This window comes from Pseudooceanicola sp. DL12, assembly GCF_056270665.1.
In genome coordinates this window covers 1,079,669-1,105,651 of record NZ_CM149884.1, presented here as the reverse complement: position 1 = coordinate 1,105,651, position 25,983 = coordinate 1,079,669, and the positions used below count along the sequence as shown (strand labels likewise).

General features: G+C 64.8%; 22 protein-coding genes and 1 pseudogene. 10 read left to right on the top strand and 13 right to left on the bottom strand.

Features of this window, described 5'->3' with window-relative positions:
• Window positions 1–71 precede the first annotated feature (71 nt).
• The 9 genes and pseudogenes from AC0WR5_RS05205 to coxB form a co-directional block, all read right to left on the bottom strand.
• Window positions 72–656 carry a GNAT family N-acetyltransferase gene (locus AC0WR5_RS05205; RefSeq protein WP_475867495.1) on the bottom strand — a complete coding sequence of 195 codons (585 nt, stop codon included), beginning with the start codon at window positions 654–656 and terminating at the stop codon, window positions 72–74.
• Window positions 656–1,918 (bottom strand): M16 family metallopeptidase, encoded by a 1,263-nt coding sequence (locus AC0WR5_RS05200; RefSeq protein WP_475867494.1) that lies wholly within the window; start codon window positions 1,916–1,918, stop codon window positions 656–658. Before AC0WR5_RS05200 ends, AC0WR5_RS05205 begins: the two co-directional genes overlap by 1 nt.
• On the bottom strand, window positions 1,915–3,303 hold the full coding sequence (thrC, locus tag AC0WR5_RS05195; RefSeq protein WP_475867493.1) for a threonine synthase: 1,389 nt from the start codon (window positions 3,301–3,303) through the stop codon (window positions 1,915–1,917). The genes AC0WR5_RS05200 and thrC overlap by 4 nt, the downstream gene beginning before the upstream one ends.
• The gene (locus AC0WR5_RS05190) at window positions 3,300–4,067 is read right to left on the bottom strand and encodes an SURF1 family protein (protein ID WP_475867492.1); all 768 of its coding nucleotides are present in this window, start codon (window positions 4,065–4,067) and stop codon (window positions 3,300–3,302) included. Before AC0WR5_RS05190 ends, thrC begins: the two co-directional genes overlap by 4 nt.
• Window positions 4,068–4,208: 141 nt before the next feature.
• Window positions 4,209–5,009, bottom strand: coding sequence for a cytochrome c oxidase subunit 3 (locus AC0WR5_RS05185; protein ID WP_475867491.1), 801 nt, complete (start codon window positions 5,007–5,009; stop codon window positions 4,209–4,211).
• Between the two features lie 214 nt (window positions 5,010–5,223).
• Window positions 5,224–5,766, bottom strand: a pseudogene (locus AC0WR5_RS05180) (cytochrome c oxidase assembly protein); the annotation flags it as partial.
• A 3-nt stretch (window positions 5,767–5,769) separates the two neighbouring features.
• The gene (locus AC0WR5_RS05175; RefSeq protein WP_475867490.1) at window positions 5,770–6,012 is read right to left on the bottom strand and encodes a cytochrome C oxidase assembly protein; all 243 of its coding nucleotides are present in this window, start codon (window positions 6,010–6,012) and stop codon (window positions 5,770–5,772) included.
• A gap of 3 nt (window positions 6,013–6,015) precedes the next feature.
• Entirely contained in the window at window positions 6,016–6,975 is a 960-nt protein-coding gene (cyoE, locus tag AC0WR5_RS05170) for a heme o synthase (protein ID WP_475867489.1), read from the bottom strand.
• A gap of 110 nt (window positions 6,976–7,085) precedes the next feature.
• Complete coding sequence (gene coxB, locus AC0WR5_RS05165) at window positions 7,086–7,931, bottom strand: cytochrome c oxidase subunit II (protein ID WP_475867488.1); 846 nt, start codon at window positions 7,929–7,931, stop codon at window positions 7,086–7,088.
• A 213-nt stretch (window positions 7,932–8,144) separates the two neighbouring features.
• Here coxB and tldD point away from each other — a divergent pair, with 213 nt between their 5' ends.
• Window positions 8,145–9,563, top strand: coding sequence for a metalloprotease TldD (gene tldD / locus AC0WR5_RS05160; RefSeq protein WP_475867487.1), 1,419 nt, complete (start codon window positions 8,145–8,147; stop codon window positions 9,561–9,563).
• 2 nt (window positions 9,564–9,565) lie between these two features.
• Here tldD and AC0WR5_RS05155 read toward each other — a convergent pair whose 3' ends face one another.
• A complete protein-coding gene (locus tag AC0WR5_RS05155) occupies window positions 9,566–10,108 on the bottom strand; it encodes a thioredoxin domain-containing protein (RefSeq protein WP_475867486.1) in 543 nt (180 codons plus the stop codon).
• Window positions 10,109–10,429: 321 nt separating this feature from the next.
• On the opposite strand from AC0WR5_RS05155, the gene AC0WR5_RS05150 reads away from it, so the two are divergent.
• From AC0WR5_RS05150 to AC0WR5_RS05125, 6 genes are all read left to right on the top strand, one after another.
• Entirely contained in the window at window positions 10,430–10,966 is a 537-nt protein-coding gene (locus tag AC0WR5_RS05150) for a hypothetical protein (RefSeq protein ID WP_475867485.1), read from the top strand.
• 293 nt (window positions 10,967–11,259) lie between these two features.
• Window positions 11,260–12,408, top strand: a complete 1,149-nt coding sequence (dprA, locus tag AC0WR5_RS05145) for a DNA-processing protein DprA (RefSeq protein WP_475867484.1) — start codon at window positions 11,260–11,262, stop codon at window positions 12,406–12,408.
• Between the two features lie 170 nt (window positions 12,409–12,578).
• Window positions 12,579–15,221 (top strand): type I DNA topoisomerase, encoded by a 2,643-nt coding sequence (topA, locus tag AC0WR5_RS05140; protein ID WP_475867483.1) that lies wholly within the window; start codon window positions 12,579–12,581, stop codon window positions 15,219–15,221.
• Window positions 15,222–15,400: 179 nt separating this feature from the next.
• Complete coding sequence (locus AC0WR5_RS05135; RefSeq protein ID WP_475867482.1) at window positions 15,401–16,099, top strand: CoA transferase subunit A; 699 nt, start codon at window positions 15,401–15,403, stop codon at window positions 16,097–16,099.
• A 31-nt stretch (window positions 16,100–16,130) separates the two neighbouring features.
• Window positions 16,131–17,171, top strand: a complete 1,041-nt coding sequence (locus AC0WR5_RS05130) for a PAS domain-containing protein (RefSeq protein ID WP_475867481.1) — start codon at window positions 16,131–16,133, stop codon at window positions 17,169–17,171.
• A 24-nt stretch (window positions 17,172–17,195) separates the two neighbouring features.
• On the top strand, window positions 17,196–17,819 hold the full coding sequence (locus AC0WR5_RS05125; protein WP_475867480.1) for a 3-oxoacid CoA-transferase subunit B: 624 nt from the start codon (window positions 17,196–17,198) through the stop codon (window positions 17,817–17,819).
• A gap of 73 nt (window positions 17,820–17,892) precedes the next feature.
• On the opposite strand, the gene AC0WR5_RS05120 is transcribed toward AC0WR5_RS05125, so the two are convergent.
• Window positions 17,893–19,443 carry an MDR family MFS transporter gene (locus AC0WR5_RS05120; RefSeq protein ID WP_475867479.1) on the bottom strand — a complete coding sequence of 517 codons (1,551 nt, stop codon included), beginning with the start codon at window positions 19,441–19,443 and terminating at the stop codon, window positions 17,893–17,895.
• A gap of 172 nt (window positions 19,444–19,615) precedes the next feature.
• Here AC0WR5_RS05120 and AC0WR5_RS05115 point away from each other — a divergent pair, with 172 nt between their 5' ends.
• The 3 genes from AC0WR5_RS05115 to pdeM are packed head-to-tail and all read left to right on the top strand — an operon-like array spanning window position 19,616 to window position 23,325.
• Entirely contained in the window at window positions 19,616–20,191 is a 576-nt protein-coding gene (locus AC0WR5_RS05115) for a MarR family winged helix-turn-helix transcriptional regulator (protein WP_475867478.1), read from the top strand.
• Between the two features lie 37 nt (window positions 20,192–20,228).
• Window positions 20,229–22,634, top strand: a complete 2,406-nt coding sequence (locus tag AC0WR5_RS05110; RefSeq protein WP_475867477.1) for a ligase-associated DNA damage response DEXH box helicase — start codon at window positions 20,229–20,231, stop codon at window positions 22,632–22,634.
• Window positions 22,635–22,674: 40 nt separating this feature from the next.
• On the top strand, window positions 22,675–23,325 hold the full coding sequence (gene pdeM, locus AC0WR5_RS05105; protein WP_475868894.1) for a ligase-associated DNA damage response endonuclease PdeM: 651 nt from the start codon (window positions 22,675–22,677) through the stop codon (window positions 23,323–23,325).
• Here pdeM and AC0WR5_RS05100 read toward each other — a convergent pair.
• A complete protein-coding gene (locus AC0WR5_RS05100; protein WP_475867476.1) occupies window positions 23,322–24,998 on the bottom strand; it encodes a formate--tetrahydrofolate ligase in 1,677 nt (558 codons plus the stop codon). The genes pdeM and AC0WR5_RS05100 overlap by 4 nt on opposite strands.
• 239 nt (window positions 24,999–25,237) lie before the next feature.
• Entirely contained in the window at window positions 25,238–25,864 is a 627-nt protein-coding gene (locus AC0WR5_RS05095) for an MOSC domain-containing protein (RefSeq protein WP_475867475.1), read from the bottom strand.
• Window positions 25,865–25,983 lie beyond the last annotated feature (119 nt).

The window sequence follows — 25,983 nt, the reverse complement described above, 5'->3', positions numbered from 1 at the left end:
ACACTTTCCCCTGCCGAAGGCCCTGGCCCACTTCCTGGCCCACGTCCTGGCCCCCGACCTAGCCCCCGTCCTCAGCCCACGTCGGTGCGGCCGCGCCGGTCCATGCGCAGCGCCGCATAGAGCACATGGGTGCGCCAGCGGCCGTTGATCTGCAGATAGCTCTGCGCCACGCCCTCGTACTTGAAGCCGCAGCTCTCGAGCAGGCGTCGCGAGGGGGTGTTTTCCGGCAGGCAGGCGGCATCGATGCGGCTCAGGTCCATGCGCTGGAAGGCATGGTGCACCACCGACAGGATCGCCTCGCGCATGTAGCCCTGACGCGCATGGCGCTCGCCGATCCAGTATCCCAGCGTCCCCGACATCGAGGGGCCGCGCCGGATGTTGTCGAGGGTGATCGCCCCCAGCAGTTCCTCGTCCTCGCGCCGGATCAGGAACAGCGGCAGCGCCGTGCCCCCGGACACCGAGCGCTGCGCCCAGTAGACGCGGTTGGTGAAACTGCGCCGCGACAGGTGATCCTCGGCCCAGGCGGGCTCCCACGGGGTCAGGAAATCCGCGCTGGACTGGCGAAGCCCCGTCCAGGGCCGGAAATCGCTGTGAACCGGCGGACGAAGCGTCATGCGCTCCGTCTCCAGCCGGATCTTGCGCCGCCCGCGCAGCATCAGGCGGCGCGGCGTGCCGAGAGGCCCGCGAAATCGGGCGCCCCCTTGACCGGCCCGTAGAGGGCCAGCGCCATGGGTGTGCTCACCGCCATGCGTTCGGCATGGGCGCGCAGGTCGGCGGGCGTCACCGCGTCGATCCGCGCCACCACCTCGTCGAGCGGCGGCACCCGGCCCCAGATCTCGACCATGCGGGCCAGGCGCTCGGCCCGGCTCGAGGCACCTTCCAGCCCCATCAGCAGCCCGGCCTTCATCTGGGCGCGGGCGCGGTCGGTCTCGGCCTGGGTCAGCCCCTCGGCGGCGCGCTTCATCTCGTCCAGCACCAGCTGGCTCAGTTCGGCCACCTTGTCGCCCGAGGTGCCGGCATAGATCGTCGTCATGCCGCTGTCGGCATAGGCGCCGGCCTGGGCAAAGATCGTGTAGCAGAGGCCGCGCTTCTCGCGGATCTCCTGGAACAGCCGCGAGGACATGCCCCCGCCCAGCGCCGCGGCATAGATCTGCGCAGCATAGGCATCGGGGTGGCGGTAATCCGGGCTCTCGAAGCCGAAGGTCACATGGGCCTGTTCCAGCTTCTTCACCCGGCGGATCTCGCCGCCGACAAAGCGCGCGGGCACCACGTCCGGCTGGCCATGGGCCTGCATGTCGCCAAACAGGCGCTCGGCCAGGGCCACGATCTGGGCGTGGTCCACGGCGCCGGCCGCCGAGAGGATCATCTGGCCCGGCCCGTAATGCTCGGCCACGAAGCCCGCTAGGTCATCGCGGTTGAAGTTCTTCACCCGCTCCTCGGGGCCCAGGATCGTGCGGCCCAGCGGCTGTTCCGGATAGGCCTGCTCCTGAAGCCAGTCAAAGATCACGTCGTCGGGCGTGTCCAGGCTCTGGCCGATCTCGCTCAGGATCACGCCGCGCTCTGTCTCGATCTCGCGCGGGTCGAAGATGCTGTCGCGCAGGATGTCGGCGATCACCTCCATCGCCAGCGGCACGTCGTCCTTCAGCACCCGGGCGTAATAGGCGGTGACCTCGCGCGAGGTATAGGCGTTGATATAGCCGCCCACGTCCTCGATCACCTCGGCGATCTGCAGGGCACTGCGGCTCTGCGTGCCCTTGAAGGCCATGTGCTCGAGGAAATGCGCAATGCCGTTCTGCTCGGGGCGCTCGTGGCGGCCCCCGGCGCTGACCCAGATCCCGATGGAGGCGGATTCCAGCCCCGGCATGTTCTCGGACACGACCCGAAAGCCGTTGGAAAGGGTCGTCAGTTCAACGCTCATGCGCGCCTCCGGTCACGGATCAGGGCCTCGATTTCGCCCAGATCGGCACTGGTACGGGTCACACGTTCTTCGAGGTCAAACAGGTTGGACATGCGCGGCGGCAGGCCGGGCCGGATACCGCTGGCCGCCTCCACCGCGTCGGGGAATTTCGCCGGATGCGCCGTGGCGAGCGTAACCATCGGGGTCGCCGGCTCGCGCAGCTGCCGCGCCACCTTCACCGCCACGGCGGAATGCGGGCAGAGCAGCTCGCCGGTCAGGGCGCGCATCTCGCGGATGGTCTCGCGGGTCTCGTCCTCGGAGCAATTGCCCGACAGGAACAGCTCCTGCAGGTGTTCGAGCGCGCCCTGAGGCACGGTAAAGCCACCGGCCTTCAGCTCGTCCATCAGCTGGGTCACGGCGGCACCGTCACGGCCCAGCGCGTCGAAGAGCACGCGCTCGAAGTTCGAGCTGACCTGGATGTCCATCGAGGGGCTGATCGAGGGGATCACGCCATCGGGACGGTATTCGCCGGTGCTCAGGCAGCGGTGCAGGATGTCGTTCTGGTTGGTGGCCACCACCAGCTTGTCGATGGGCAGGCCCATCCTGCGCGCCACGTAGCCGGCAAAGATGTCGCCGAAGTTGCCGGTGGGCACGGTAAAGCTGATCTTGCGGTCCGGCGCGCCCAGGCTGACGGCCGAGGAGAAATAGTAGACGACCTGCGCCAGAACCCGCGCCCAGTTGATCGAGTTGACGCCGGCGAGGCCCACCTCGTCGCGGAACTCGAAATCGTTGAACATGTCCTTCACCCGCGCCTGGCAGGTGTCGAAATCACCGTCGACGGACAGGGCATGCACATTGGCATCCGGCGGCGTGGTCATCTGGCGGCGCTGCACGTCGCTCACCCGGCCATGGGGGAACAGGATGAAGACATCGACGTTGTCGAGGCCGCGGAAGGCCTCGATCGCGGCGCTGCCGGTATCGCCGCTGGTGGCGCCGACGATGGTGATCTTGCGGCCGTTCTTGGCCAGTGCCGTCTGGAACAGCTGACCGATCAGCTGCATGGCGAAATCCTTGAAGGCCAGCGTCGGCCCGTGGAAGAGCTCCAGCAGGAAGTGATCCGGCTCCAGCTGCACCAGCGGCGCGCGGGCGGCATGGCCGAACCCCTCGTAGGCGCGGGCGATGCAGCCGCGGAATTCATCCTCGCTGAAGGTGCCGCCCAGGAAGGGCCACATCACGCGAAAGGCGGTCTCTTCGTAGGAGAGGCCGGCCATGGCGCGGATCTCGTCCTTGCTCAGGGTCGGGATGCTCTCGGGCACATAGAGGCCCCCGTCACGGGCCAGGCCCGTCAGCATGGCTTCTTCGAAACTCAGTACGGGCGCCTGCCCGCGCGTCGAGATGTATTTCACGCCTTCTCGCCTTCCACTTCGTCGCCTTCCAATGGCCCGCCCTCTGCGGGCGCCGCCCCCGCGGGGCCGGCCGTCTCTGCGGGCGGTTGTGCACCGCCCTGCCTCCGCATGCGATAAATCAGGAAACACGACATTACCAGCCATACAGCGGCCAGCGAGAACCATGTGATCGCATATTCCGCGTGATCGTTGGGTATTTGCCCCGTTCCCACGGGCAGCGTCACCATGGCGCCGCCCCCGCCCGGGCCCGCGCGCCGCTGGATCAGCAACGGTCGCGTCTCCAGCAGGTCCGAGATCGCGCCCAGGTCCCGCGCATAGAAGAAATGCGCCTCCGGGTCCGGCGCCGGCGTGAACTGGTCGGTCTCCTCGGGCCAGACAAGGTTGCCCTCGATCGTCACCTCGCCCCCGGGTGCGGCCGGGATCTCGGCGCCCTGCGGCACGAACCCGCGATCCACCAGCACCCGCCCGTCCTCGGTGCGAAACGCCTGCAGGATGCGATAGCCGGCGCCCTGCCGGTCGATGGCCGATTGCACCCGCACCACCGGCCCCTCGTAGACGCCCACCGCCGTCACCGGCAGGTACTCGTCGTCCACCGGGTCCGGGTCCGGCGGCAGCGCCACCGCCGCGGCGCCGATCCGCGCCTCGATGGCGCTCAGCACCCCGCTCTTCCAGTGCATGCGCTGCAGCTGCCAGTTGCCCAGCAGGCACAGGATCACGAAGCCCGCCGCGAACAGCACTACCGTCCAGAGAATCTTGCCCCGCATCTCGTCCCCCTCTGCCCCTCTGGCTTACGCCTCTCCCGGGCGAATGGCAAAACCCCGCGGGGTCAATTCCGTGAAACGCGAGGCGGGCGCAGGTCTCCCCGCGCCCGCCGTCAGCTCACCGGAAAATTTTGGGCCCGCCCGTCAGCTGCCCCAGATGTAGATCGAGGCAAACAGGAACAGCCAGACCACGTCCACGAAGTGCCAGTACCAGCTGGCGGCCTCGAAGCCGACGTGGTTGTCGGCGGTGAAATGGCCGGCATAGACCCGCATCAGGCAGACGAAGAGAAAGATCGTGCCGATGATCACATGGGCCCCGTGGAAGCCCGTGGCCATGAAGAACACGCCGCCATAGACGTTGCCGGAGAAGCCGAAGGCCGCATGGGTATATTCGTAGACCTGGAAGACGGTGAAGAGCACGCCGAGGGCGATGGCGATCATCAGCCCCATCTTGATGTCCTCGCGCTTTTCCTCGTGCACCAGTGCATGATGCGCCCAGGTGGCCGCCGCGCCGGAGCAGACAAGGATCAGCGTGTTGATCAGCGGCAGGTGCCAGGGATCGAAGACCTCGATGCCCACCGGCGGCCAGACGCCCTCGGCGCCCGCATTGCCCGGCTCCATCGGATAGAGCGCGTTCTTGAAGAAGGCCCAGAACCAGGCCGCAAAGAACATGATCTCGGAGATGATGAACAGGATGAAGCCATAGCGCAGGCCGATCCGCACCACCGGGGTGTGATCGCCGGCGTTGTTCTCGAGCACCGTGTCCCGCCACCATCCGAACATGGTATAGAGCACCACCAGCAGCCCCAGCAGGAAGATCCACGGCCCGCTCTCGTTCAGCCACATCACCGCGCCATACAGCATGATGAAGGTGCCGACGGCCCCGATGAAGGGGTAAATCGACGGTGGCAGGATGTGGTAGTCGTGGTTCTTTTCGTGCGCCATGTCTCTTCCCTGTTGTGTCCCTCGTCCGGGTCGCCCGCCCCTCCCTCGGGGGTGATGCGGCCGGATCCTCCTAGTTCAGATCGGTCGTGCCGACCGGCTCCTGCTGCAGGGCCGCCTGCGCCTGCGCGCCGGCCGCCGTTCCGTCTGCCATGCCGGCCCCTGCTGCCCCCTCGGACGGCGTCACCGCCGCCTCCTGTTCGGGCTCTTCTCCGGGCGCCACATATCCTTCCGGCAGATCCGCTTCGTAAAAGGTATACCCTAGGGTGATCGTATGCACATATTTTGCATCCCGGTCATCAACAATTTCCGGGTCGACGTAGAAGGTTACGGGCATTTCGACGGTTTCGCCCGGTTGCAGCACCTGTTCGGTAAAGCAGAAGCAGTCGATCTTGGTGAAAAACCCGCCCGCCTCATAGGGCGTCACGTTATAGCTCGCCGTGCCGCCGATCACCCGGTCGGTGGGGTTGTGCGCCTCGTAAAAGGCCAGCCCGGTCTCGCCGATGCGCAGCTCCATCTCGCGCTGCACCGGCTTGAAGCTCCAGGGCATGTCGCGGTCGGTCGAGGCATCGAAGCGGATCTTGATCGTGCGGTCCAGGACCACGTCGGATCCCGCGTCGGCCTCCTGCGGCACGCCGCCAAAGCCGGTGACGGCGCAAAACAGGTTGTAGGCGGGCACCGCGGCCCAGGCCAGGGCGCCCATCACGACGATCACCCCGATGCTGGTCCAGACGGTCCTGGCCTTGCCGGTCATGGCCATGGCTTACTCTCCTCCCGTTCCTCCTGCCGGCGCCGGCTCCTCTTCCGGCGCAGTTTCGGGTGCGATCTGCGGTGCCACTTCCGGCCCGCTCGCCGTGGGTGCCAGCGGATCGGCGTGATCCTGGCTCGACACCTTGGCAAAGGTCAGTACGAAGATCAGGACGACGAAGGCCCCGAGGACGATGCCAACACCCGCATTGCGGGACCACCGGCGCTTGTGCAGCTCGTGTTCATGCGCCAGCGGCATCCGTTACCAGCCCCCGAGTCCGAACCCGTGCAGAACCGCCTCGGCGAGGATCGCCAGGAAGCTCAGGAACAGGTAGAGCAGCGACAGCTTGAAGAAGCTGCGTTCCGCCTTGTAGTTGTCGGCCTCCGCCGCGGCATCGTCGCGCCGCCAGATCGCCACGGCGCCCTTCACGAAGAGCGCGTTGAGCACCACGGCCACCGCCATGTAGACCGGGCCGCCGATCCCGGTGAAGCCCACGGCCAGCGCCACCACGGCCAGCAGCAGCGTGTAGACCAGGATGTGACGACGCGCCGAGGTGCGACCATGTGTCACGGTCAGCATCGGCACCCCGGCAGAGCCGTAATCCGACTTGGTGAACAGGGCCAGGGCCCAGAAATGCGGCGGGGTCCACATGAAGGTGATCAGGAACATCAGCACCGATTCGATGCTGATTCCGCCCGTTGCCACCGCCCAGCCGATCATCGGAGGGAAGGCGCCCGCGGCGCCGCCGATCACGATGTTCTGCGGCGTCCAGCGCTTCAGCCACATGGTATAGATGACGACGTAGAAGAAGATGGTGAAGCCCAGGAACAGCCCGGAGAAGATGTTGGCGGCCAGCGCCAGCATCACGCAGCTGAACCCCGAGAGCGCCAGGCCCAGCGCCAGGGCCTCCTCGCGGCGCACGCGGCCCGACGGAATCGGCCGGCCCTTGGTGCGTTTCATCACCGCGTCGATGTCGCTGTCGAACCACATGTTCAGCGCGCCCGACGCGCCGCCCCCCACGGCGATGAACAGGATCGAGCAGAAGGCGATGATCGGGTTCACGTGAACGGGGGCCGCCATAAGTCCAACAAATGCCGTGAAAACCACCAGCGACATCACCCTGGGCTTGAGCAGGGCGACATAGTCGCTGAACTGGGCGTCTCCTTCGGCAGGTTTGGCCTGTGCTGCGGTGGCCGGGGTGTTGATGCTGGCGTCGGTCATTCGCTTCTTGGTCTCTTGTCGGGGCCTCGGCCAGGGGGGAGCGGCCGGGGGCAGTCACGGGGCGACGGCCGATGCGGACCGGTCGCCGTCCCGTCCCGTCTGATGCGGTGTCAGGACGTCGGCAGATCCGACAGCGGCACGAACTGGCCGGCCTCCTGGCTGGCGGCCTTCCAGGCGTCGTATGTCTCCTGGCTGACCACCTTGACGGTGATCGGCATGTAGGCGTGGTCCTTGCCGCAGAGTTCCGAGCACTGGCCGAAGTAGATGCCTTCCTTGTCGGCATTGAACCAGAGCTGTGCCAGGCGGCCGGGCACGGCGTCCTGTTTCACGCCAAAGGCGGGAATTGTCCAGCTATGGATCACGTCCGCTCCGGTCACCGTCATGACCACGTTCTTGCCCACCGGGATGACCACGGCGGTATCGGTGGCAAGCAGGTACTCGTCATCGTTGTAGCCGTAGGAGGCCAGCTCCTCCCGCGGCAGCAGGAAGCCTTCATAGGCGATGTCGTCGTCGGTGTACTCATAGCCCCAGTACCACTGGTAGCCGGTCACCTTGATGTTGACGTCGGCCTCCGGCATCGTTTGCTGATTGAACAGCGTGGGCAGCGAGAAGGCCCCGATGAACAGCAGGATGACGATCGGCACCACCGTCCAGGCGATTTCCAGCGGCGAATTGTGCGTGAAGGTCGAGGGCGTCGGGTTCGACTTGCGGTTGAACCGCACGATGCACCAGATCAGCAGCCCGGTGACGAAGATCACGATGGCGGTGATGATCACCAGGATCATGCCGTCCAGCCACTGCAGATCCGCCGCGACCGAGGTCGAGGCCGGCTGGAACCCGGTTCCGCCGCTCACCGGCTTGCCGATCACCTCCAGCTCCTGCGCCGCGGCCGGCAGCGCCGGAATGGTGGCAGCCAGCATGGCGCCAAGGGCCTGAACAGGTTTCGTCAATCGCATGGGTCCTCCCCCCGTTTTCCTCGATTTGGCCGCCTCAGGCCCGGAAAAGTACCGCTCTGCGGCCCCCTCCCGTTGTTTGTTGCACCGTGAAATCATATTCTCGATATCACGACAATGTTCGGTCAGGGGCTAACAAGCCGAATTTTTTGATTCAGATCAAGAAAATCCGCCACGTCCCTCACCTTTAAATTGCATCGAAAGGTCGATCCCGCCATGTCCGACACGCTCTTCCGCCCCTTTGAAACAATGCTCGACGAGGGTCGCGCCCTCACTTTGCTGCGCGAAGCGGTGGCCGGGGCCGAGGATGGCGAACTCTTCCTTGAGAGGAGACGGAGCGAGATGCTCCACTTCGACGACGGCCGCATCCGCACCGCCTCCTACGACGCGGCCGAGGGCTTCGGCCTGCGCGCGGTCAAGGGCGAGGTCGCGGGCTATGCCCATGCCACCGAGATATCCGAAAGCGCGCTGAAACGGGCCGTGGCCACCGCCCGCCTTGCCGTGGGCGACGGTGGCGGCGTGATGGCGCCCCCGCCGCGCGCCACCAACAGCCACCTCTATGCCGATCTCGACCCGATCGCCGGCCATGCCTTCCCGGTCAAGGTCGAGACCCTGCGCGAGATCGACGCCTTCTGCCGCGATCTCGACCCCCGCGTGGTGCAGGTCTCGGCCACCATCGCCGCCTCCTGCCAGGAGATCGAGATCCTGCGCCCCGAGGGCACCATCGTGCGCGACATGCGCCCGATGACCCGTGTCAACGTCTCGGTCATCGTCGAGGACAAGGGCCAGCGTCAGACCGGCACCGCCGGTGGCGGCGGCCGCATTGCCCTCGACGGGCTGATCGACCCTGCCGACTGGCAGGCCAAGGCCCGCGAGGCGCTGCGCATCGCGCTGGTCAACCTCGAGGCCATTCCCGCCCCCGCCGGGCAGATGGATGTCGTGCTCGGCTCCGGCTGGTGCGGGGTCATGCTGCACGAGGCCGTCGGCCACGGCCTCGAGGGCGACTTCAACCGCAAGGGCTCCTCGGCCTTCTCCGGCCGCATCGGCGAACAGGTCGCGGCCCGCGGCGTCACCGTGCTGGATGACGGCACCATCCCGGATCGCCGCGGCTCGATCACCATCGACGACGAGGGCACCCCCTCGGGCAGGAACGTCCTGATCGAGGACGGCATCCTGGTGGGCTACATGCAGGACCGTCAGAATGCCCGGCTGATGGGCGTGGCCCCCACCGGCAACGGCCGGAGGGAGAGCTATGCCCATGCCCCCATGCCGCGCATGACCAACACCTACATGCTGGGCGGCACCGCCACCCCCGAGGAGGTCGTGGGCGAGATGAAGGACGGCATTCACGCCGTGGGCTTCTCCGGCGGCCAGGTCGACATCACCAACGGCCAGTTCGTCTTCAACTGCACCGAGGCCTACCTGGTGAAGAACGGCAAGCGCGTCGCCCCGGTGAAAGGTGCCACGCTGATCGGCAACGGCCCCGCCGCGATGAAGCAGATCCGCGCCCTCGGCAACGACATGGCGCTCGATCCCGGCATGGGCAATTGCGGCAAGGCCGGCCAGTGGGTGCCCGTGGGCGTGGGTCAGCCCACCGTGCTCATCGGCGGGCTGACCGTCGGCGGCTCGGCCTGAGCCTAGTCCCCAGCCTCCGCGTCGATGCGGGCCTGCCATTCCTCTCTGGAATACGGCAGGCCTTCGCGCGGTGGGTGGTCGGCCCAGAATTGCTTCACCTTTGGATTGCGGCGCTCTGAAATCACGTCTGCGGCGAAACTCGCCGCAGCGCCCTCGAAGAAGTCGGCGAGAGCCTCGTTCAAGGTGTCACCTTGCATCAGGATGGCATGGTCACTGTCCAACAGCGTTTCGTTGCCAGCGAGATACACGGGTAACTTCCCTCTTGGACTGACGCGGGAATAGGCCGCGCTCCTGACAATAAAGTCAGCACTTGCGACACAGGCTCCTCTGTCGTCCATGAAGCCCAGCGCTCGGAGCTCGACCCCTACCGTTTCGAACGAATAGAAGGCGGGCCTAAAGTCGATTGTGGCGATGTCGTTCTGCTCCAAAAGAAGCCTAACTTTGGCTTCAACAGTCGCGGAATTGGTCCAACAACCTCCGTCGATTTGATCCACCACCTTCAACGTTGCAAACCGCACAAGCCCGTTCGCCTCCCTGCCGACCAAGACTGTGTCCTCCGCTGCGGCTTCCCCCGCACAGACAAGCGCGCCGACCGACAACGCCAATAGAAATTTCCACCTGCCCGGCAATTCTTCTCTCCCCACCAAAGCAACTCGGCAAACTACAACCATGGATTGCAACTCGAAACCACCGTCGACCTGCTATTGCGGCCTTCCCCCGCTCCCTCTGGTGACTCAATCACAACACATTCGAACCTCGCGGCGCCCGGCCGCAGGTGGCGCTTGCCCGGCGCGGCGCGGCGCCCCTAGTCTTCGGGGAAACCCCATGGTCGCGGCAGTCAGCCCCGGCCCCGACCCGGACACCCCATGACCCAGATGCCCGATATGCCCCCCGCCAAGGATCCTCAGCCGAAGGCCGGGCGCCATTCGCCCTTCCGCACCCCGGAGGGGCAACCGGCCCCCAGCCTGCCGCAAACCCTGCTGGCCATGCTGCTCACCTACTTGCTGCCCATCGCGCTCGGCGGGCTGCTGATGTGGATCATGATGAAGACCCGGCCCACCGTCGGGCCCGGCGTGCATTTCTCCAGCTCCTTCCGCAGCTACATGACCCTGCTCTGGGCCGGGCTGCTGTTCTCCTGGCGCTTCAGCTGGTTCGGGGTGCTCTTCGGCGGGCTGCTCTTCCACCTGCTGGCCCGTCGCGGCTGGGCCGGCTGGGTCACCGTGGCGCTCACCGGCGTCTTCTTCGGGGCGCTGGCGCCGTTTCACGCGCTGCTGATCGACGGCGGGCCGCTGTCGCTGCGCATGCTGCGCTTCTGCGTGGTCATGGGCGTGGTCATGGCGCTCTTCCTGCGCTGGTTCGCGCTCTGGCGCGCCCGGCACAAGGCGCGCAAGCACGCCGCCTGAGCGGCGCCCCATCCCCGCGCCATCCCCGTCCTGCTGCCGGCAAGGCACCTTGCCCGCACCGCCAGGCGCCGCGTCTCCCTACGCAGGCGGATCAAAAAGGACGGAATTCCCACCGACGCGATACCGACACGATACCGACGTAATACCGACGTTGGAATCGTGGAAAAACAGGGGCTTGGAAAAACGCCTGTTCTGCCTTTTCCCGCGGTTTTCGGCGCCCTCTGCCCCGGGAATTTTTACCATTAATTAACCACCAACGGCCTACAACCAAGGGGCAAGCAGGCGGAGTCACCATGGTCGTGGATAAACATCCTTCCACTCACCCCCCACTCCCACCCACCACGGAAGATGAGCGGCTGTCGTGGCTCCGTCTCTTGCGCTCCCGAAAGGTAGGCATCGCCGGGTTCTACCGGCTCCTCGCCCAGCACGGCTCGGCCCGTGCCGCGCTCGAGGTGCTGCCACAGATGGCCCGCGAGGCGGGCATCAAGGATTACGCCCCCTGCCCTCTTTCCGTTGCAGAACAGGAACTTGCACGCGGTGAGCGCGCCGGGGCGCGGCTGGTCTTCGCCGGCAGCCCGGCCTATCCGCTGCAGTTTCTCGACCTGCCCGATCCGCCGCCCTGCTTCTGGATCCTGGGCCAGGCAGAGGCGCTGGAACGTCCGCTGATCGCCATCGTCGGCTCGCGCAATGCCTCCTCGCTGGGCCTGCGCATGGCCCGCGCCCTGGCCGAGGACCTGGGCGATGCCGGCTTCGTCACCGTCTCCGGTCTGGCGCGCGGGATCGACACCGCCGTGCATCAGGCCAGCCTCTCGCACGGCACCATCGCCGTGCAGGCCGGCGGCATCGACACGATTTATCCCGCCGAAAACAGGGACCTGGCCCATCGGATCACCGACCGCGGCCTGCGCCTGTCGGAACAGCCGCCCGGTTTTTCACCGGCCGCCAGACATTTCCCGATGCGCAATCGGCTGATCTCCGGCCTGGCCCGCGCCGTCATCGTGGTCGAGGCCGCGGCGCGCTCCGGCTCGCTGATCACGGCGCGCAACGCGCTGGATCAGGGCCGCGACATCATGGCCGTGCCGGGCCATCCCTTCGATCCCCGCACCGCCGGGTGCAACATGCTGCTGCGCGATGGCGCCACGCTTGTCCGCCATGCGGCCGATGTCATCGAAGCCCTTGGCCCGGTTGAGAAAACTCGCGCCGTCAAGGCCCCGCTCCGCCCCGACATCCCCGCCCCCGCTCCCCCGCGCCGTTCGCTCAGGGCCGCCGCCGCCCTGCACGGAGAGATCCTCGACCGCCTCGCCCCCGCACCGCTGTCCGAGGACGACCTGATCCGCGACATCTCGGCCACCGCCGAAGACGTCACACCCGTGCTCACCGACCTGGAATTGCAGGGCCGAATCGAGCGTCATCCCGGGGGGCTCATTTCCATAATCACTTGACGTTTCGGCCCCGGGGCATGATTAGCTCGGGCCGGAAAGGGCCCCGGCCCGGTTCGGTGCGGTCCGTTTCCGGTCAGGATCGCCTCCATTGACAAGCCGCCCCGAGACCCCACATGTTCCGCCGCCAAGGTGCGAACGTCGAGTCGCACCATTTTGCGAAAGGAATCCGAATGCCCGTCGTTGTTGTGGAATCCCCGGCCAAGGCCAAGACAATCAACAAGTATCTGGGCTCTGATTACACCGTTCTCGCCTCCTACGGCCACGTCCGCGACCTGCCGCCAAAGGATGGCTCGGTCGATCCCGATCATGATTTCGACATGAAATGGGAGATTGCCAGCGACAGCAAGAAGCACGTCAAGGCCATCGCCGACGCCCTGAAGGACGACAATGCCCTGATCCTCGCGACCGACCCCGATCGCGAGGGAGAGGCGATTTCCTGGCACCTGGAAGAGGCCCTGCGCAACCGCAAGGCCATCAAGAAGGACACGCCCGTCAGCCGCGTGGTCTTCAACGCGATCACCAAGAGCGCGGTGACCGAGGCGATGAAGAACCCGCGCACCGTCGACGGTGACCTGGTCGAGGCCTACCTGGCCCGCCGGGCGCTCGACTATCTCGTCGGCTTCAACCTCTCTCCGGTGCTCTGGCGCAAGCTGCCCGGCGCGAAATCCGCCGGCCGGGTGCAGTCGGTCTGCCTGCGCCTGATCGTCGAACGCGAGATGGAGATCGAGGTCTTCCGGGCCCGCGAGTACTGGACGGTGAAGGCCATCCTGACCACGCCCCGCGGCCAGGAGTACGAAGCCCGCCTGACGGTGCTCGCCGGCAAGAAGCTCGATCGCTACGATATCGAGAACCAGACCCAGGCGGAACTGGCCGTTCAGGCGATAACCTCTCGTGATCTCACGGTAAATTCGGTCGAGGCCAAGCCCGCCTCCCGCAATCCCAGCCCGCCTTTCATGACCTCCACCTTGCAGCAGGAAGCCAGCCGCAAGTTCGGCATGGGCGCCCGGCAGACGATGAACGCGGCACAGCGCCTCTACGAGGCCGGCCATATCACCTACATGCGGACCGACGGCATCGACATGGCGCCGGAGGCCGTGGCCGCCTGCCGCGATGCCATCGCCGATCGCTTCGGCAAGGAATACGTGCCCTCCAGCCCGCGGGTCTACAAGAACAAGGCCAAGAACGCGCAGGAAGCGCACGAGTGCATCCGGCCGACCGAGATGACCGCGGACGCTGCAGCCCTGAAGATCTCGGATGCCGATCAGCGCAAGCTCTATGACCTGATATGGAAGCGCACCCTCGCCTGCCAGATGGAAGGCGCCCGGATGGAGCGTACCACCGTCGAGGTGGGCAGTGCCGACGGCCAGGTGGGCCTGCGCGCCACCGGTCAGGTCGTGCTTTTCGACGGTTTCCTGCGGATCTACGAGGAGGGCCGCGACGACGCCGTCACCGATGACGACGACAAGCGCCTGCCCCAGATCAGCCAGGGTGAGAAAGCCGGCAAGAAGGAAATCACACCGGATCAGCACTTTACCCAGCCGCCGCCCCGCTACACCGAGGCCACGCTGGTCAAGCGCATGGAAGAGCTCGGCATCGGCCGGCCCTCCACCTATGCCTCCATCGTCTCGACGATCCAGGACCGCGGCTATGTCCGCAAGGACAAGAACCGCCTGTTCCCCGAGGACAAGGGCCGGCTGGTTATCGCCTTCCTGTCGAACTACTTCCACAAGTACGTCGAATACGATTTCACCGCCGATCTCGAGGAAGAGCTCGACGACGTTTCGGCCGGTCAGCGCGACTACAAGGAGGTGCTCCGGCGCTTCTGGCGCGACTTCCACGCGGCGATCGAGGAAACCTCCGAGCTGCGCATCACAGACGTGCTGGAAAAGATCAACGAGGTGCTGGAACCGCACCTCTTCCCGCCGACAGAGGACGGCAGCGACCCGCGTCTTTGTCCGAACTGCGGCCAGGGCCGGCTGTCGATGCGCACCGCACGGTCGGGCGGCGCCTTCATCGGCTGCTCGAACTATCCCGAGTGCCGCTATACCCGTCCCTTCGGCCCACCCGATCCCGAGGCCGAAGCCAGCGCGATCCCGCCCGAAGGCAAGCTGCTGGGCGAGGACGAGGGCGACAAGATCTATGTGATGAAGGGTCGTTTCGGCCCCTATGTTCAGCGCGGCGAAGTCACTGAAGACAATAAGAAACCTCCTCGCCAATCTGTGCCGAAGGAATGGCAGCCCGAGGATCTGACGCTGGAAGAGGCCGTCAAGTTGCTGGCCCTGCCGCGCCTGATCGGGCAGCACCCCGAGGACGGCGTGAACGTCTGGGCCAACATCGGACGCTACGGCCCCTATATCAAGCACGCCGAGACCACTTCCGACCGGGGGGGAACCAATGCCAACCTGGAAGGGCTGGACGAGGTCTGGACGGTCGGCATGAACCGCGCCGTGCAGCTGCTGGCCGAGAAGGTCGCGAGCCGCAAGGGCCGTGGTACGGCCAAGACGCTGAAGGAGCTGGGTGAGCATCCCGAACTGGGCGGCCCCGTCTCGATCATGGAGGGGCGCTATGGGCCCTACGTGAAATGGGAGAAGATCAACGCCACCCTGCCCAAGGAAAGCGACGCCGAGACGCTGACCATGGAAGCGGCGGTCGAGCTGATCAACGAAAAGGCCGCCAAATCGGGCAAGAAACCTGCCCGCAAGAAGGCCGCTGCGCCCAAGAAAGCCGCCGCCAAGAAGACGACGGCAAAGAAGACCACGACCAGGAAGGCGCCCGCCAAGAAGGCGTCCAGCAAGGCCGAAGAGGACAGCTGATCCGGGCGACACCGTAACTCGCCGATAAGTAGTGCTACGTATCGGCGAGGGGCTCCTCTGCCTTAAACCCTTGCAAACAAGGGCTTGCCGCCCTTTGCGCGCATTTCTGTGCCGCAGCATTCATTTGACTCCGTTGCCCCCCGGCGCCATGAAAGCCGTAACAGTTAACGGAGGAGCTCATGAAAAAGGTCTATGGATCAGCAGCCGAGGCGCTCGACGGAGTGCTCTTTGACGGCATGTTCATCGCATCCGGAGGCTTTGGCCTCTGCGGTATTCCCGAACTGCTGATCGACGCGATCAAGGATGCCGGCACCAAGGATCTGACCTTTGCGTCGAACAACGCCGGCGTTGACGATTTTGGCATCGGTCTGCTGCTGCAGACCCGCCAGGTGAAGAAGATGATCTCTTCCTACGTCGGCGAGAATGCGGAATTCATGCGGCAGTACCTCTCGGGCGAGCTCGAGCTGGAGTTCAACCCCCAGGGCACCCTGGCCGAGCGCATGCGTGCCGGCGGCTGCGGCATCCCGGGCTTCTACACCAAGACCGGCGTCGGCACCGTCATCGCCGAGGGCAAGGAGCACAAGGACTTCGACGGCGAGACCTACATCATGGAAAGGGGCATCTTTGCCGATCTTTCCATCGTCAAGGCCTGGAAAGCTGACGAAACGGGCAACCTCGTTTTCCGCAAGACCGCCCGTAACTTTAACCCTCCCGCGGCGATGTGTGGCAAGATCTGCGTTGTCGAGGTAGAAGAAATCGTGCCGACCGGCAGCCTCGACCCCGATCACATCCACCTTCCGGGGGTTTACGTGCACCGCATCATCCAGGGTGAACACGAAAAGCGGATCGAGCAGCGCACAACGCGCCCGGCGGCCTGACAGGACTCAGGAAGCTAGGAACACGACCTCCATGACAATGGACACGGAACACAGGCCGGGCCTGCCACCCCTCACCCATGCCGAAGCGTTCGAGACGCTCAGCGGATCGAACATCGCGATGGTCCTGTGCGACCCTGCCCTGCCGGATTTTCCGATCGTCTACGTGAACCGCGCCTTCGAACTGGTAACCGGCTATACCGCGCCCATGGCGGTTGGCCGGAACTGCCGCTTTCTCCAGGGGCTGGAAACCGACCCGGATGACATCAAGCGCATCCGCGAGGCCCTGGCCCAGCAGATCGACGTGACGGTCGACATCCTGAACTATCGTGCCGACGGCTCGCGTTTCATGAACCGTCTTATGCTGACGCCGATCTTCTCCGAGGAAGGCAAGCTGCGGTATTTCCTGGGAATTCAAAAGCCGTTGTCCGAGGTCGAGGACACGATGTCGCCCAATGCCGTGCGAAGCGCCATGCGTGAGGTGCAGCATCGGGTCAAGAACCACCTGTCGATGATCGTTTCGCTCATCCGCATGCACGGTCGCGCGGCAGGAGATGCCCGCGATCAGTTCGAATTGCTGTCGCGCCGGGTCGAGAGCCTCCAGGTGCTCTACCAGGAACTGTCGAACCCGGAGCGCCAGCGCAACATGGATACCGTCTCTCTCGGGGCCTACCTGTCACGGCTGGCCGCCGCGACCCAGGCCCTCGACGGCCGGCCGGGCATCCGGGTGAATGTCCAGGTCGACGAGGCCGAGATCACCACGGACGAGGCGATCAACCTCGGGCTGGTGGTCTCCGAAGTGATCACGAACGCCCTGCAGCACGCCTTCGAGGGGCGTGAGACCGGGTTGATGGAACTGCGCCTTCAGCGCCTTTCGGGCAATGCGCTGCGGGTCACCGTTTCCGATGACGGCGTCGGCATCCCCGATGGTGTCAGCTGGCCCGATACAAGCAGCGTCGGCGGCAGCGTGATCAACGGGTTGATCAAGCAGCTGAACGGCAAACTGGATGTCCACAGCGGCGCCACCGGCACGGTGGTCACGCTGGATCTGCCCGACCTTGCGCAGCAGGGTTGATGTAAACTCAGGAGGAGAAGCCCCATGCCTTGGGACAGAAATCAGATGGCCGCACGCGCCGCGGAGGAACTGGAAGACGGGATGTACGTAAACCTCGGGATCGGCATTCCGACCCTGGTGGCCAACTACGTGGGCGACAAGGACATCACGTTGCAATCCGAGAACGGCATGCTGGGCATGGGCCCCTTCCCCATCGAGGGTGAAGAGGACCCCGACCTGATCAATGCCGGCAAGCAGACCATCACCGAGCTGCCCAAGACCGCCTATTTCGACAGCGCAACATCCTTTGGGATGATCCGGGGCGGCAAGATCGCCGCCGCGGTACTGGGTGCGATGGAAGTGGCAGAGAATGGCGATCTGGCCAACTGGATGATCCCCGGCAAGCTGGTCAAGGGCATGGGCGGCGCCATGGACCTGGTCGCGGGCGTCGGCCGTGTGATCGTGGTTATGGACCACACCAACAAGCACGGCGAGAGCAAGGTTCTGAAGGAATGCACCCTGCCCCTGACCGGCGCGGGTGTTGTCGACCGGATCATTACCAACTTCGGCGTGCTGGACGTGGTCGAAGGCGGCCTGAAGATCGTGGAACTGGCCGATGGCGTGACCGAGCAGGAACTGCGCGACGCCACGCAGGCCACCATCGTCTGAGGCATCGCCTTTTTGAAACACACGAAGGGACCGGGTGATTGCCCGGTCCCTTTTCCATTGTCGCCCAGTGCGGCTATTCTGCTGGCTGCCCTTGCCGGCCCCCTCCCGGAGATCCGGCCAAGGGCAGCTCGACCAGGCGCAGAGAGATCAGGCAGGCCAGCGCCGCCATGCCCGCCGCAACCAGGAAGAGCGGCGCGATGGCTTCCGAGAATGCGGTGATCACGGCCAGCTTGAGCGCCGGCTCCAACCCGGCGATCAACGTCGTGGTCACGTCCTGTACGTGCTCGACGAGCGGCAGAAGCGGTTTGACATGGGCCTCCAGTCCCACGTTGAAGATGGCGCCAAAGACAGAGGTACCAATCGCCCCACCGGTCAGCCGGAACATGTTCGCACTGGCCGTTCCCACCCCCAGGTGTGCACGCGGAATGGCCGTCTGGATGGATACCACGCCGACACTGAGGTTAGGGCCTATCCCGAGGCCGATCGCAAAGAGGTTGAGCGAGATCAGCCAGAGCGGCGTGGCCGGCCCGATGGTCGACATGGCCAGCAGAGAAGGGCATAACAAGGCGGTAGAGAGTGGCGGCAGGAACTTGTAATGGCCGGTCCGCGTCATGATCCGCCCCGCGGTGAAGGAAGCACCGATCAGCCCGGCCATCATCGCGACCAGGTACATGCCGCTGCGCGCAGGGTCGACGCCCTTCACCACCTGCAGGAACATCGGCATGAAGGAAATGGTGCCGAACATCGCCATGCCCACCAGCAGGTTCACCCCGTTGGCGACGCGAAAGTTCCGCACGCTGAAGAGCTCCATCGGCAAGACTGCCTCGCTTGCTCGGCGTTCGACGAGGATGAAGCAGATCAGCGCAAGAAGCGCGAGGCCCACCAGGGCAAGGACAGGAGGGGAAAGCCAGGGCAGGATCGTCCCGCCGAGGTTTGCCAGCAGGACCGTCGCGCTGAGAAGCACCATCAACAGGACGGCTCCGAGATAGTCGACCTTGTGACGGGTTTGGCCTTCGGGTGCCGTGAGGCTGCGCGACAGCACCACAAAGGCGGCAATCCCGAAAGGAATGTTGACGAAGAAGATCCAGTGCCAGCCCACGCTTTGCACCAGGAACCCGCCCACCAGAGGGCCCAGCACCGTCGAGATGCCGAAGACCCCCGAGAGCATCCCCTGCGCCTTTGCCCTCTCTCGCGGAGGAAGCACATCGGCCACCACCGCCATGGACACGACGATGAGGCCTCCCCCGCCGAGGCCTTGTACGATCCGGCCCAGGATCAGCACCGGCATGTTCCATGCGATCCCGGCCACCCAGCCTCCGACCAGGAAGATGCCGATCCCGCACTGCAGCACGATCTTCCGGCCGTACATGTCGCCCAGCTTTCCTGAGATCGGCGCGCCGATGGTGGAGGACAGCAGATAGGCAGTGACGACCCAGGTGATATAGGAGAGTCCGCCCAGATCGCTGACGATCTCCGGCAGGGCAGTGGAAACGATGGATTGGCCGGTGGAAGCAAGAAAGAGGGTAAGTGCAACCGTGATAAGGATCACACGCAACCTGCGCGGGTCCAGCGGCTCTGGCACGTCACGGGGCGCCTGAGTGGCGCCGCCCGAAGCAGCGTTCATGGCAAGTAAGGCTTTCGATTTCTGGGCTATTCCGAAGCCACGTCATGGAATACGGAGCAGCGGATTGCTAAATTGAGTTGCGGTAATTATCTGCTTTCCACAATAACGTGTCAACAACATGTAAATTTCTACTTCTCCGGAGGATGGACCGATAGGCGACCGAGACGAGGATATGGCAGCGTTTCTTGCGCATGCCGGGATACCCGCCGAAGTGACCGAAAAGGCGTTGGCCGTTGACGCGATCCTGCAGCAATGGCGACGCAGGATCAGCAGGCGAGAGCTTGGGCAGATGGCGCTGGCCCAGTTGGGCCTGGAGATCGACCTGCCAAAACTCGACGTACTGATCGCCACCCATGCGCCGACCAACGAGTTCGGAGAGGACCGCGGAGAGACGATGGTCTCGACCATTGCCACGCGCCTGTCCATTGATCCATCTCGGGCCTCGCGCCTGGTATCCGAACTGATCAACCAGGGTTTGCTGGCCCGCGGGGTCAGTCAGCAGGACGCCCGCCGCACCATTGTCGAACTGACACCGAAAGGCCGCGCAACGGTGGAAGCCGTGCGTACGATCAAGTTCCTCGTCCTGGGAGACTTCCTGAAGGGCTGGACCGACGAGGAGATCGCCACCTTCCTGCCCCTTTTCGACAGGTTCTCCGCCTGGGCGGACGAGGCCGTGGACCGCGGCCAGACGCGCCTGGCCCCCACCATCGCCGAACTGCGCAAGTCGCTGGAAGATTACGACGAATAGCCTCGCCAACGGCCCTGCTCCGACCTAGATTTGCGGAATGGCCAAGCCTCTGCCTCCCACCTTCCATGACTGGTTCGCTGCGCGCGGCTGGTCGCTGCATCCGCATCAGCAGGACATGTTGGAGCGCGCTGACGCGCCCGCTCTGTTGCTGATTGCCCCCACCGGCGGCGGCAAGACCATGGCCGGCTTCCTGCCGACGCTGGCAGAGCTGGCGGGTGGCGAACAAAGCGGCCTGCATACGCTCTACATCTCGCCGCTCAAGGCTCTGGCCACAGATATCCGGCGCAACCTTCAGAACCCGGTGGAGGAGATGGGCCTGCCGATCCGGATCGAGGACCGGACCGGCGATACCTCGTATTCCGTCAAGCGGCGCCAGCGTGCGGAGCCACCGCATATCCTGCTGACAACCCCGGAAAGCCTCGCGTTGATGACCTCCTACGAGGATGCGCCGCGCATCTTCGCCGGCCTGCAGCGCGTGGTGGTGGACGAGGTCCATGCACTGGCCGAGAGCAAGCGCGGTGATCAGTTGATGCTGTCACTTGCCCGGCTTCAGCGGCTCTGCCCAGGGCTGCGTCGGGTCGGCCTCTCGGCCACGGTCGAGGATCCCCCTGCCCTTGCCCGCTTCCTGGCCCCCCACCCCGCTGACTGTGCAATCCTGCAGGCCGATCCCGGCCCGGCACCCGACATCCGCATGCTGGAGGTAAAGACGCCGCCGCCCTGGGCTGGCGGCGGCGGCACCTATGCCATTCCCGAAGTTCTGGACCAGATCCGGGCGCATCGCATCACGCTGATCTTTCACAACACCCGAGCCCAGGCCGAAATCTTCTTTCACAACCTCTGGATGGCCAATGACGACGGTCTTCCCATCGGCATTCACCACGGTTCGCTCGACCGGCAACAGCGGGAGCGCGTCGAGAAGGCCATGGTGCAAGGCCGCCTGCGGGCGGTGGTCTGCACCGGATCGCTCGACCTTGGCATCGATTGGGGTGACGTCGACCTGGTCATTCAGGTCGGAGCGCCGAAAAACGTCAAGCGCCTGGTCCAGCGGATCGGCCGCGCCAATCACCGGTACAACGCGCCGTCCAAGGCGATTCTGGTCCCGGCCAACCGCTTCGAGGTGGTGGAATGTATCGCCGCGCTGGAGGCGGTGCAGGAAAATGATCTTGACGGCGATCCACGTGGCCCGGGACCGCGCGACGTGCTCTGCCAGCATATTCTGATTGCCGCCTGCGCCGGCCCCTTTACCGCCGATGCCCTCTTCGAGGAGGTGCGCAGCGCAGGGCCCTATTCCACGCTGCCCCGTGCCCGGTTCGACGATTGTCTCGATTTCTGCGCCACGGGCGGCTATGCCCTGCGCAGTTATGACCAGTGGCAGCGCCTGAAGCAGCGACCGGACGGTTTCTGGCAACTGCGCGATCCGCGCGCCGCGCAACTCATCCGCATGAATATCGGCACCATCCAGGACAGCGACACGCTCAAGGTACGTATGCGGCGCGGTGGAGGACGCCCCCTCGGCGAGGTCGAAGAAGGGTTTGCCGCCTCGCTCAGCTCAGGCGACACCTTCCTGATCGGTGGCCGGATCGTCCGATATGAAGGGCTTCGCGACATGACGGTGGAAGTTAGCCGCGACCCCGGCCGCAAGCCGAAGGTCGCGGTTTTCTCCGGTACCAAATTTGCCACCTCGACTCAGCTCTCCCATCGCATCCTGCGCATGTTTCCACAGGAGAGCTGGCCCGGTCTGCCCCGCCATACCGCCGAATGGCTCATGCTGCAGCGCGAAGTCTCACGCCTGCCAGAACCCGGACGCCTGTTTCTGGAGAGCTTTCCGCACGACGGTCGGCAACACCTCTGCGTTTATGGTTTTGCCGGGCGCAACGCCCAACAGACGCTGGGCCTGCTGCTGACCAAGCGCATGGAGGAGCTTGGCCTGGCGCCCCTGGGGTTCGTGGCGACAGACTACGCCACCCTGATCTGGGGCCTTGAAGATGTCACCGATCCCATTCCCCTGTTCGATCTCGATGCTCTCCGAGATGGCCTGGACACATGGTTGGCCGGCAACGCAGTCATGAAGAGGACATTCCGCTCCTCTGCAACCATCGCAGGGCTGATCCAGCGCAACACCCCGAGCGCCCGCAAGAGCGGCCGGCAGGCGACGTTCTCCTCCGATATCCTCTATGACACACTGCTGAAGTATGACCCTGATCACCTGCTAATGGAGATCACCCGCGAGGAAGCCATGCGCGGCCTGGTCGATTTCGGGCGGATCGAGGAAATGGCGGTGCGGGTTGCCGGACGGATCGACCACCTGCGGCTGTCTCGCGTCAGCCCCTTGGCTGCGCCGCTCTTTCTCGAGGTCGGCAAGGTGCCGGTCGACGGCGAAGGCCGTGAAAGACTGGAAGCCGAGGAAGCCGCCCGCCTGATGGCAGCGGCCGGCCTTGCATGACCCCTTGCATCCAGCCGAGGACGGCGGCACCACCACAGGCATGAACGATTACGATTTCACCTTTCGCGGGGAGCGACTGACAGCGCTGGCCGCCGGAGCCTTGCTCTGGCCCGAGGCCGGGGTTCTCTGCGTGTCGGACCTGCACCTGGGAAAATCCGAGCGCGTGGCGCGTCGTGGCGGCAGCACACTGCCCCCATACGAGACACAGGACACACTTGCGCGACTTGATCACCTGCTGGATCTCCACGATCCGGGCACGGTCATATGCCTGGGCGACAGTTTCGATGACAGCGCTGCTGCCAGCGCCCTGAGCGAGAGCCAGTTGCTCTGGCTGGCCCGCATGCAGGCTGGCCGCAGGTGGATCTGGATCGAGGGCAATCACGATCCGGGCCCTCTGGACCTGGGCGGAGAGCATCTGTCCGAGATGCGGATGGGGCCTGTGATCTTTCGCCATATCGCAGTGCCGGGCGCGACCGGAGAAGTTTCGGGCCACTACCATCCCAAGGCCAGCCTCAGGGGCCGTGCGCGCCCAGCATTCCTGCTGGACGCGGCCCGGCTGATCCTGCCCGCCTTTGGCACCTACACCGGCGGCCTGCGAAGCCAGGATGCCGCTCTGAGCACCCTTATGGGCGAAGGCGCCGTGGCCATCCTTACCGGCACATTCGCCCGGGCCATCCCGATGCCGCGTTAAGAGAGCCCCTCGATTTCGCCATCTGCATTCAGGCCAATCGTCTCTGCCGCAGGGTGGCGCGGGAGCCCGGGCATTGTCATCATGTCACCACAGATGGCGACGATGAAACCGGCACCTGCGCTCAGGCGCACCTCTCGGATCGGAATGCGATGCCCGGTGACCGCGCCGCGTCGAGACGGATCCGCAGAAAAGCTGTACTGCGTCTTGGCCATGCACACTGGCAATTGGCCGAACCCCTCGGCCTCCCATTCGGCAAGCTGGGCCCGAACGCGGTCGTCCACGTCGATCCCCTCAGCTCGGTAGATGCGGGTGGCAATTGTCTCGATCTTTTCGATCAATGGCATGTCGTCCGGGTAGAGCAGCTTGAACTCTGCCGTGCCGCCATCGGCAAGATCAGCCACGCGGCTGGCCAGCATTTTGATGCCGGCAGAGCCTTCGGCCCAATGGGTGCAAAGAAACACCTCCGCTCCTTCGGCCTCGACATGTTCACGCAGGACCGTCAACTCGGCTTCGCTATCACCATCGAAACGGTTGATCGCAACGACGACCGGTACGCCGAAGCCACGCAGGTTCTCCAGATGGCGCGCCAGATTTGCACAGCCTTCCGCGACAGCCTCCCTGTTCTCGGTGGCAAGGTCTTCCTTCGCGACCCCGCCGTTCATCTTCAACGACCGGATCGTGGCAACCAGAACCACGGCATCCGGAGAGAGCCCCGCCTTGCGGCACTTGATGTCCATGAACTTCTCGGCACCAAGATCAGCGCCGAAACCCGCCTCGGTCACAACGTAGTCCGCCAGCTTGAGCGCCGTGCGCGTGGCGATGACGGAATTGCAGCCATGTGCGATATTGGCAAATGGGCCGCCATGCACGAAGGCCGGGTTGTTTTCCAGGGTCTGCACCAGGTTCGGCTGCATCGCGTCCTTCAGCAACACCGTCATCGCCCCGTCGGCCTTCAGGTCACGGGCGCGAACCGGGCTCTTGTCGCGCCGATACCCGACGATGATCTCACCGAGCCGTCGCTGAAGATCTCCCAGATCGCTGGCAAGACAGAGGATGGCCATGACCTCGGAGGCGACGGTAATGTCGAACCCAGTCTGTCGCGGGGATCCGTTTGACGCCCCCCCAAGTGAGGTAACCACCTCTCGCAGCGCCCGATCATTCATGTCGAGCACCCGCCGCCAGGTGACGCGGCGCTGATCGATCTCGAGCGCGTTCCCCCAATAGATATGGTTGTCTATCATCGCCGAGAGCAGATTGTGGGCGCTGGTGATCGCGTGGAAATCGCCCGTGAAATGCAGGTTCATTTCCTCCATTGGAACGACCTGCGCGTGGCCGCCACCGGCAGCGCCGCCCTTGATGCCAAAGCAGGGACCGAGCGAGGCTTCGCGGATACAGATCGCCGCACGTTTGCCGATGCGGTTCAGGCCATCGCCCAGGCCCACGGTCGTGGTCGTCTTGCCCTCGCCCGCCGGCGTCGGCGTGATGGCCGTGACGAGGATCAGCTTGCCGTCCTGACGCCCTTCGAGACCGGCGATGAAATCCTGGGTTATCTTCGCCTTGTCATGGCCATAAGGCAGCAGCGCCACTGATGGGATATCGAGCCGCGCGCCAATCTGAGTGATCGGCAGCTTGTCCGCCGCCCGCGCGATATCGATGTCGGAAGGTTGAGGCATGTGACTGTCTCCTGACTTGCTGGCCCGCAGCTCTATTCTCTTTTCAAGCGGCAAAGCAAGCCTGACCGTCCACGCGGCAAGGCCGGCCTGCCGACATGGAACCAATGCCCGGTTGCAGCGTTGGGTAGCTACAAACGACGAACTTCCTTAGCTGCCAAGGAGAATGTCATGAGTGCTGCTGCTTTTGTTTTTCATGCGAGTTTCGCCGCAACCCTGTTGCTTGCGGCTGTTGTTCTGGCTTAAACGGCACTCTCGGCAAGGTCTGTCTTCCCTCGTCGGGCCTTGTCGAGATGCTGCCAGACCGGCTGGTCCGGGATGTGCAGCGTCATCTCGTCTCCAAGCGAAATAACCCCCTCCCTCTCTACCCAGGCCGTCACGCCACGCAGCCCCCTGGCCGCATTCCTGAAGCGTTTGCCGTGCCCCGGCAAGGCCGCTTCGATCACCCGCGCAGGCAGATTGCAGGGCCGGTTTTCCATATCCACGACAAGCGTCACGCCATCTGGCCCCTGAAGCCGCGATGAAGGAGGGATGTGACTGAAATCGGGGATCCCCTCCAGCCCCAGCGTTGCTCCCAGCATGGCGGGATCGAGATCATCAAGATCCAAGGCGGCCGCAATCGCGGCGATCTCCTCGGCTGAAACCACGGAGAATTGCCGAACGTTACGGATGGTCGTCCCGCGCGGGTGCTGACTGACCACCCGGCTGCATGACAGGCGGGTCAGTCCACGGTGGCTTTCGCCTTCGGGCCCCTCAAAGGTGGCAACCAGGCAGTCGCGACCATCTGACTCCAGCGCGCGCTTCCTGTCAGCCACCACGCCAAGCCAAGTTACACGGGCGGAAAAGGCTGTTGGGACAAGTGCAGGCATCCTGTGCAAGCTCCTCTGGAAAAGATTGCCCACAGGATGGCGGCTGCCTCAGCGAATGCAAGGCTGTGCACAAAAGAAAACCGGAGCCACTAGGGCTCCGGTTTCAAAAGCTTGAACCT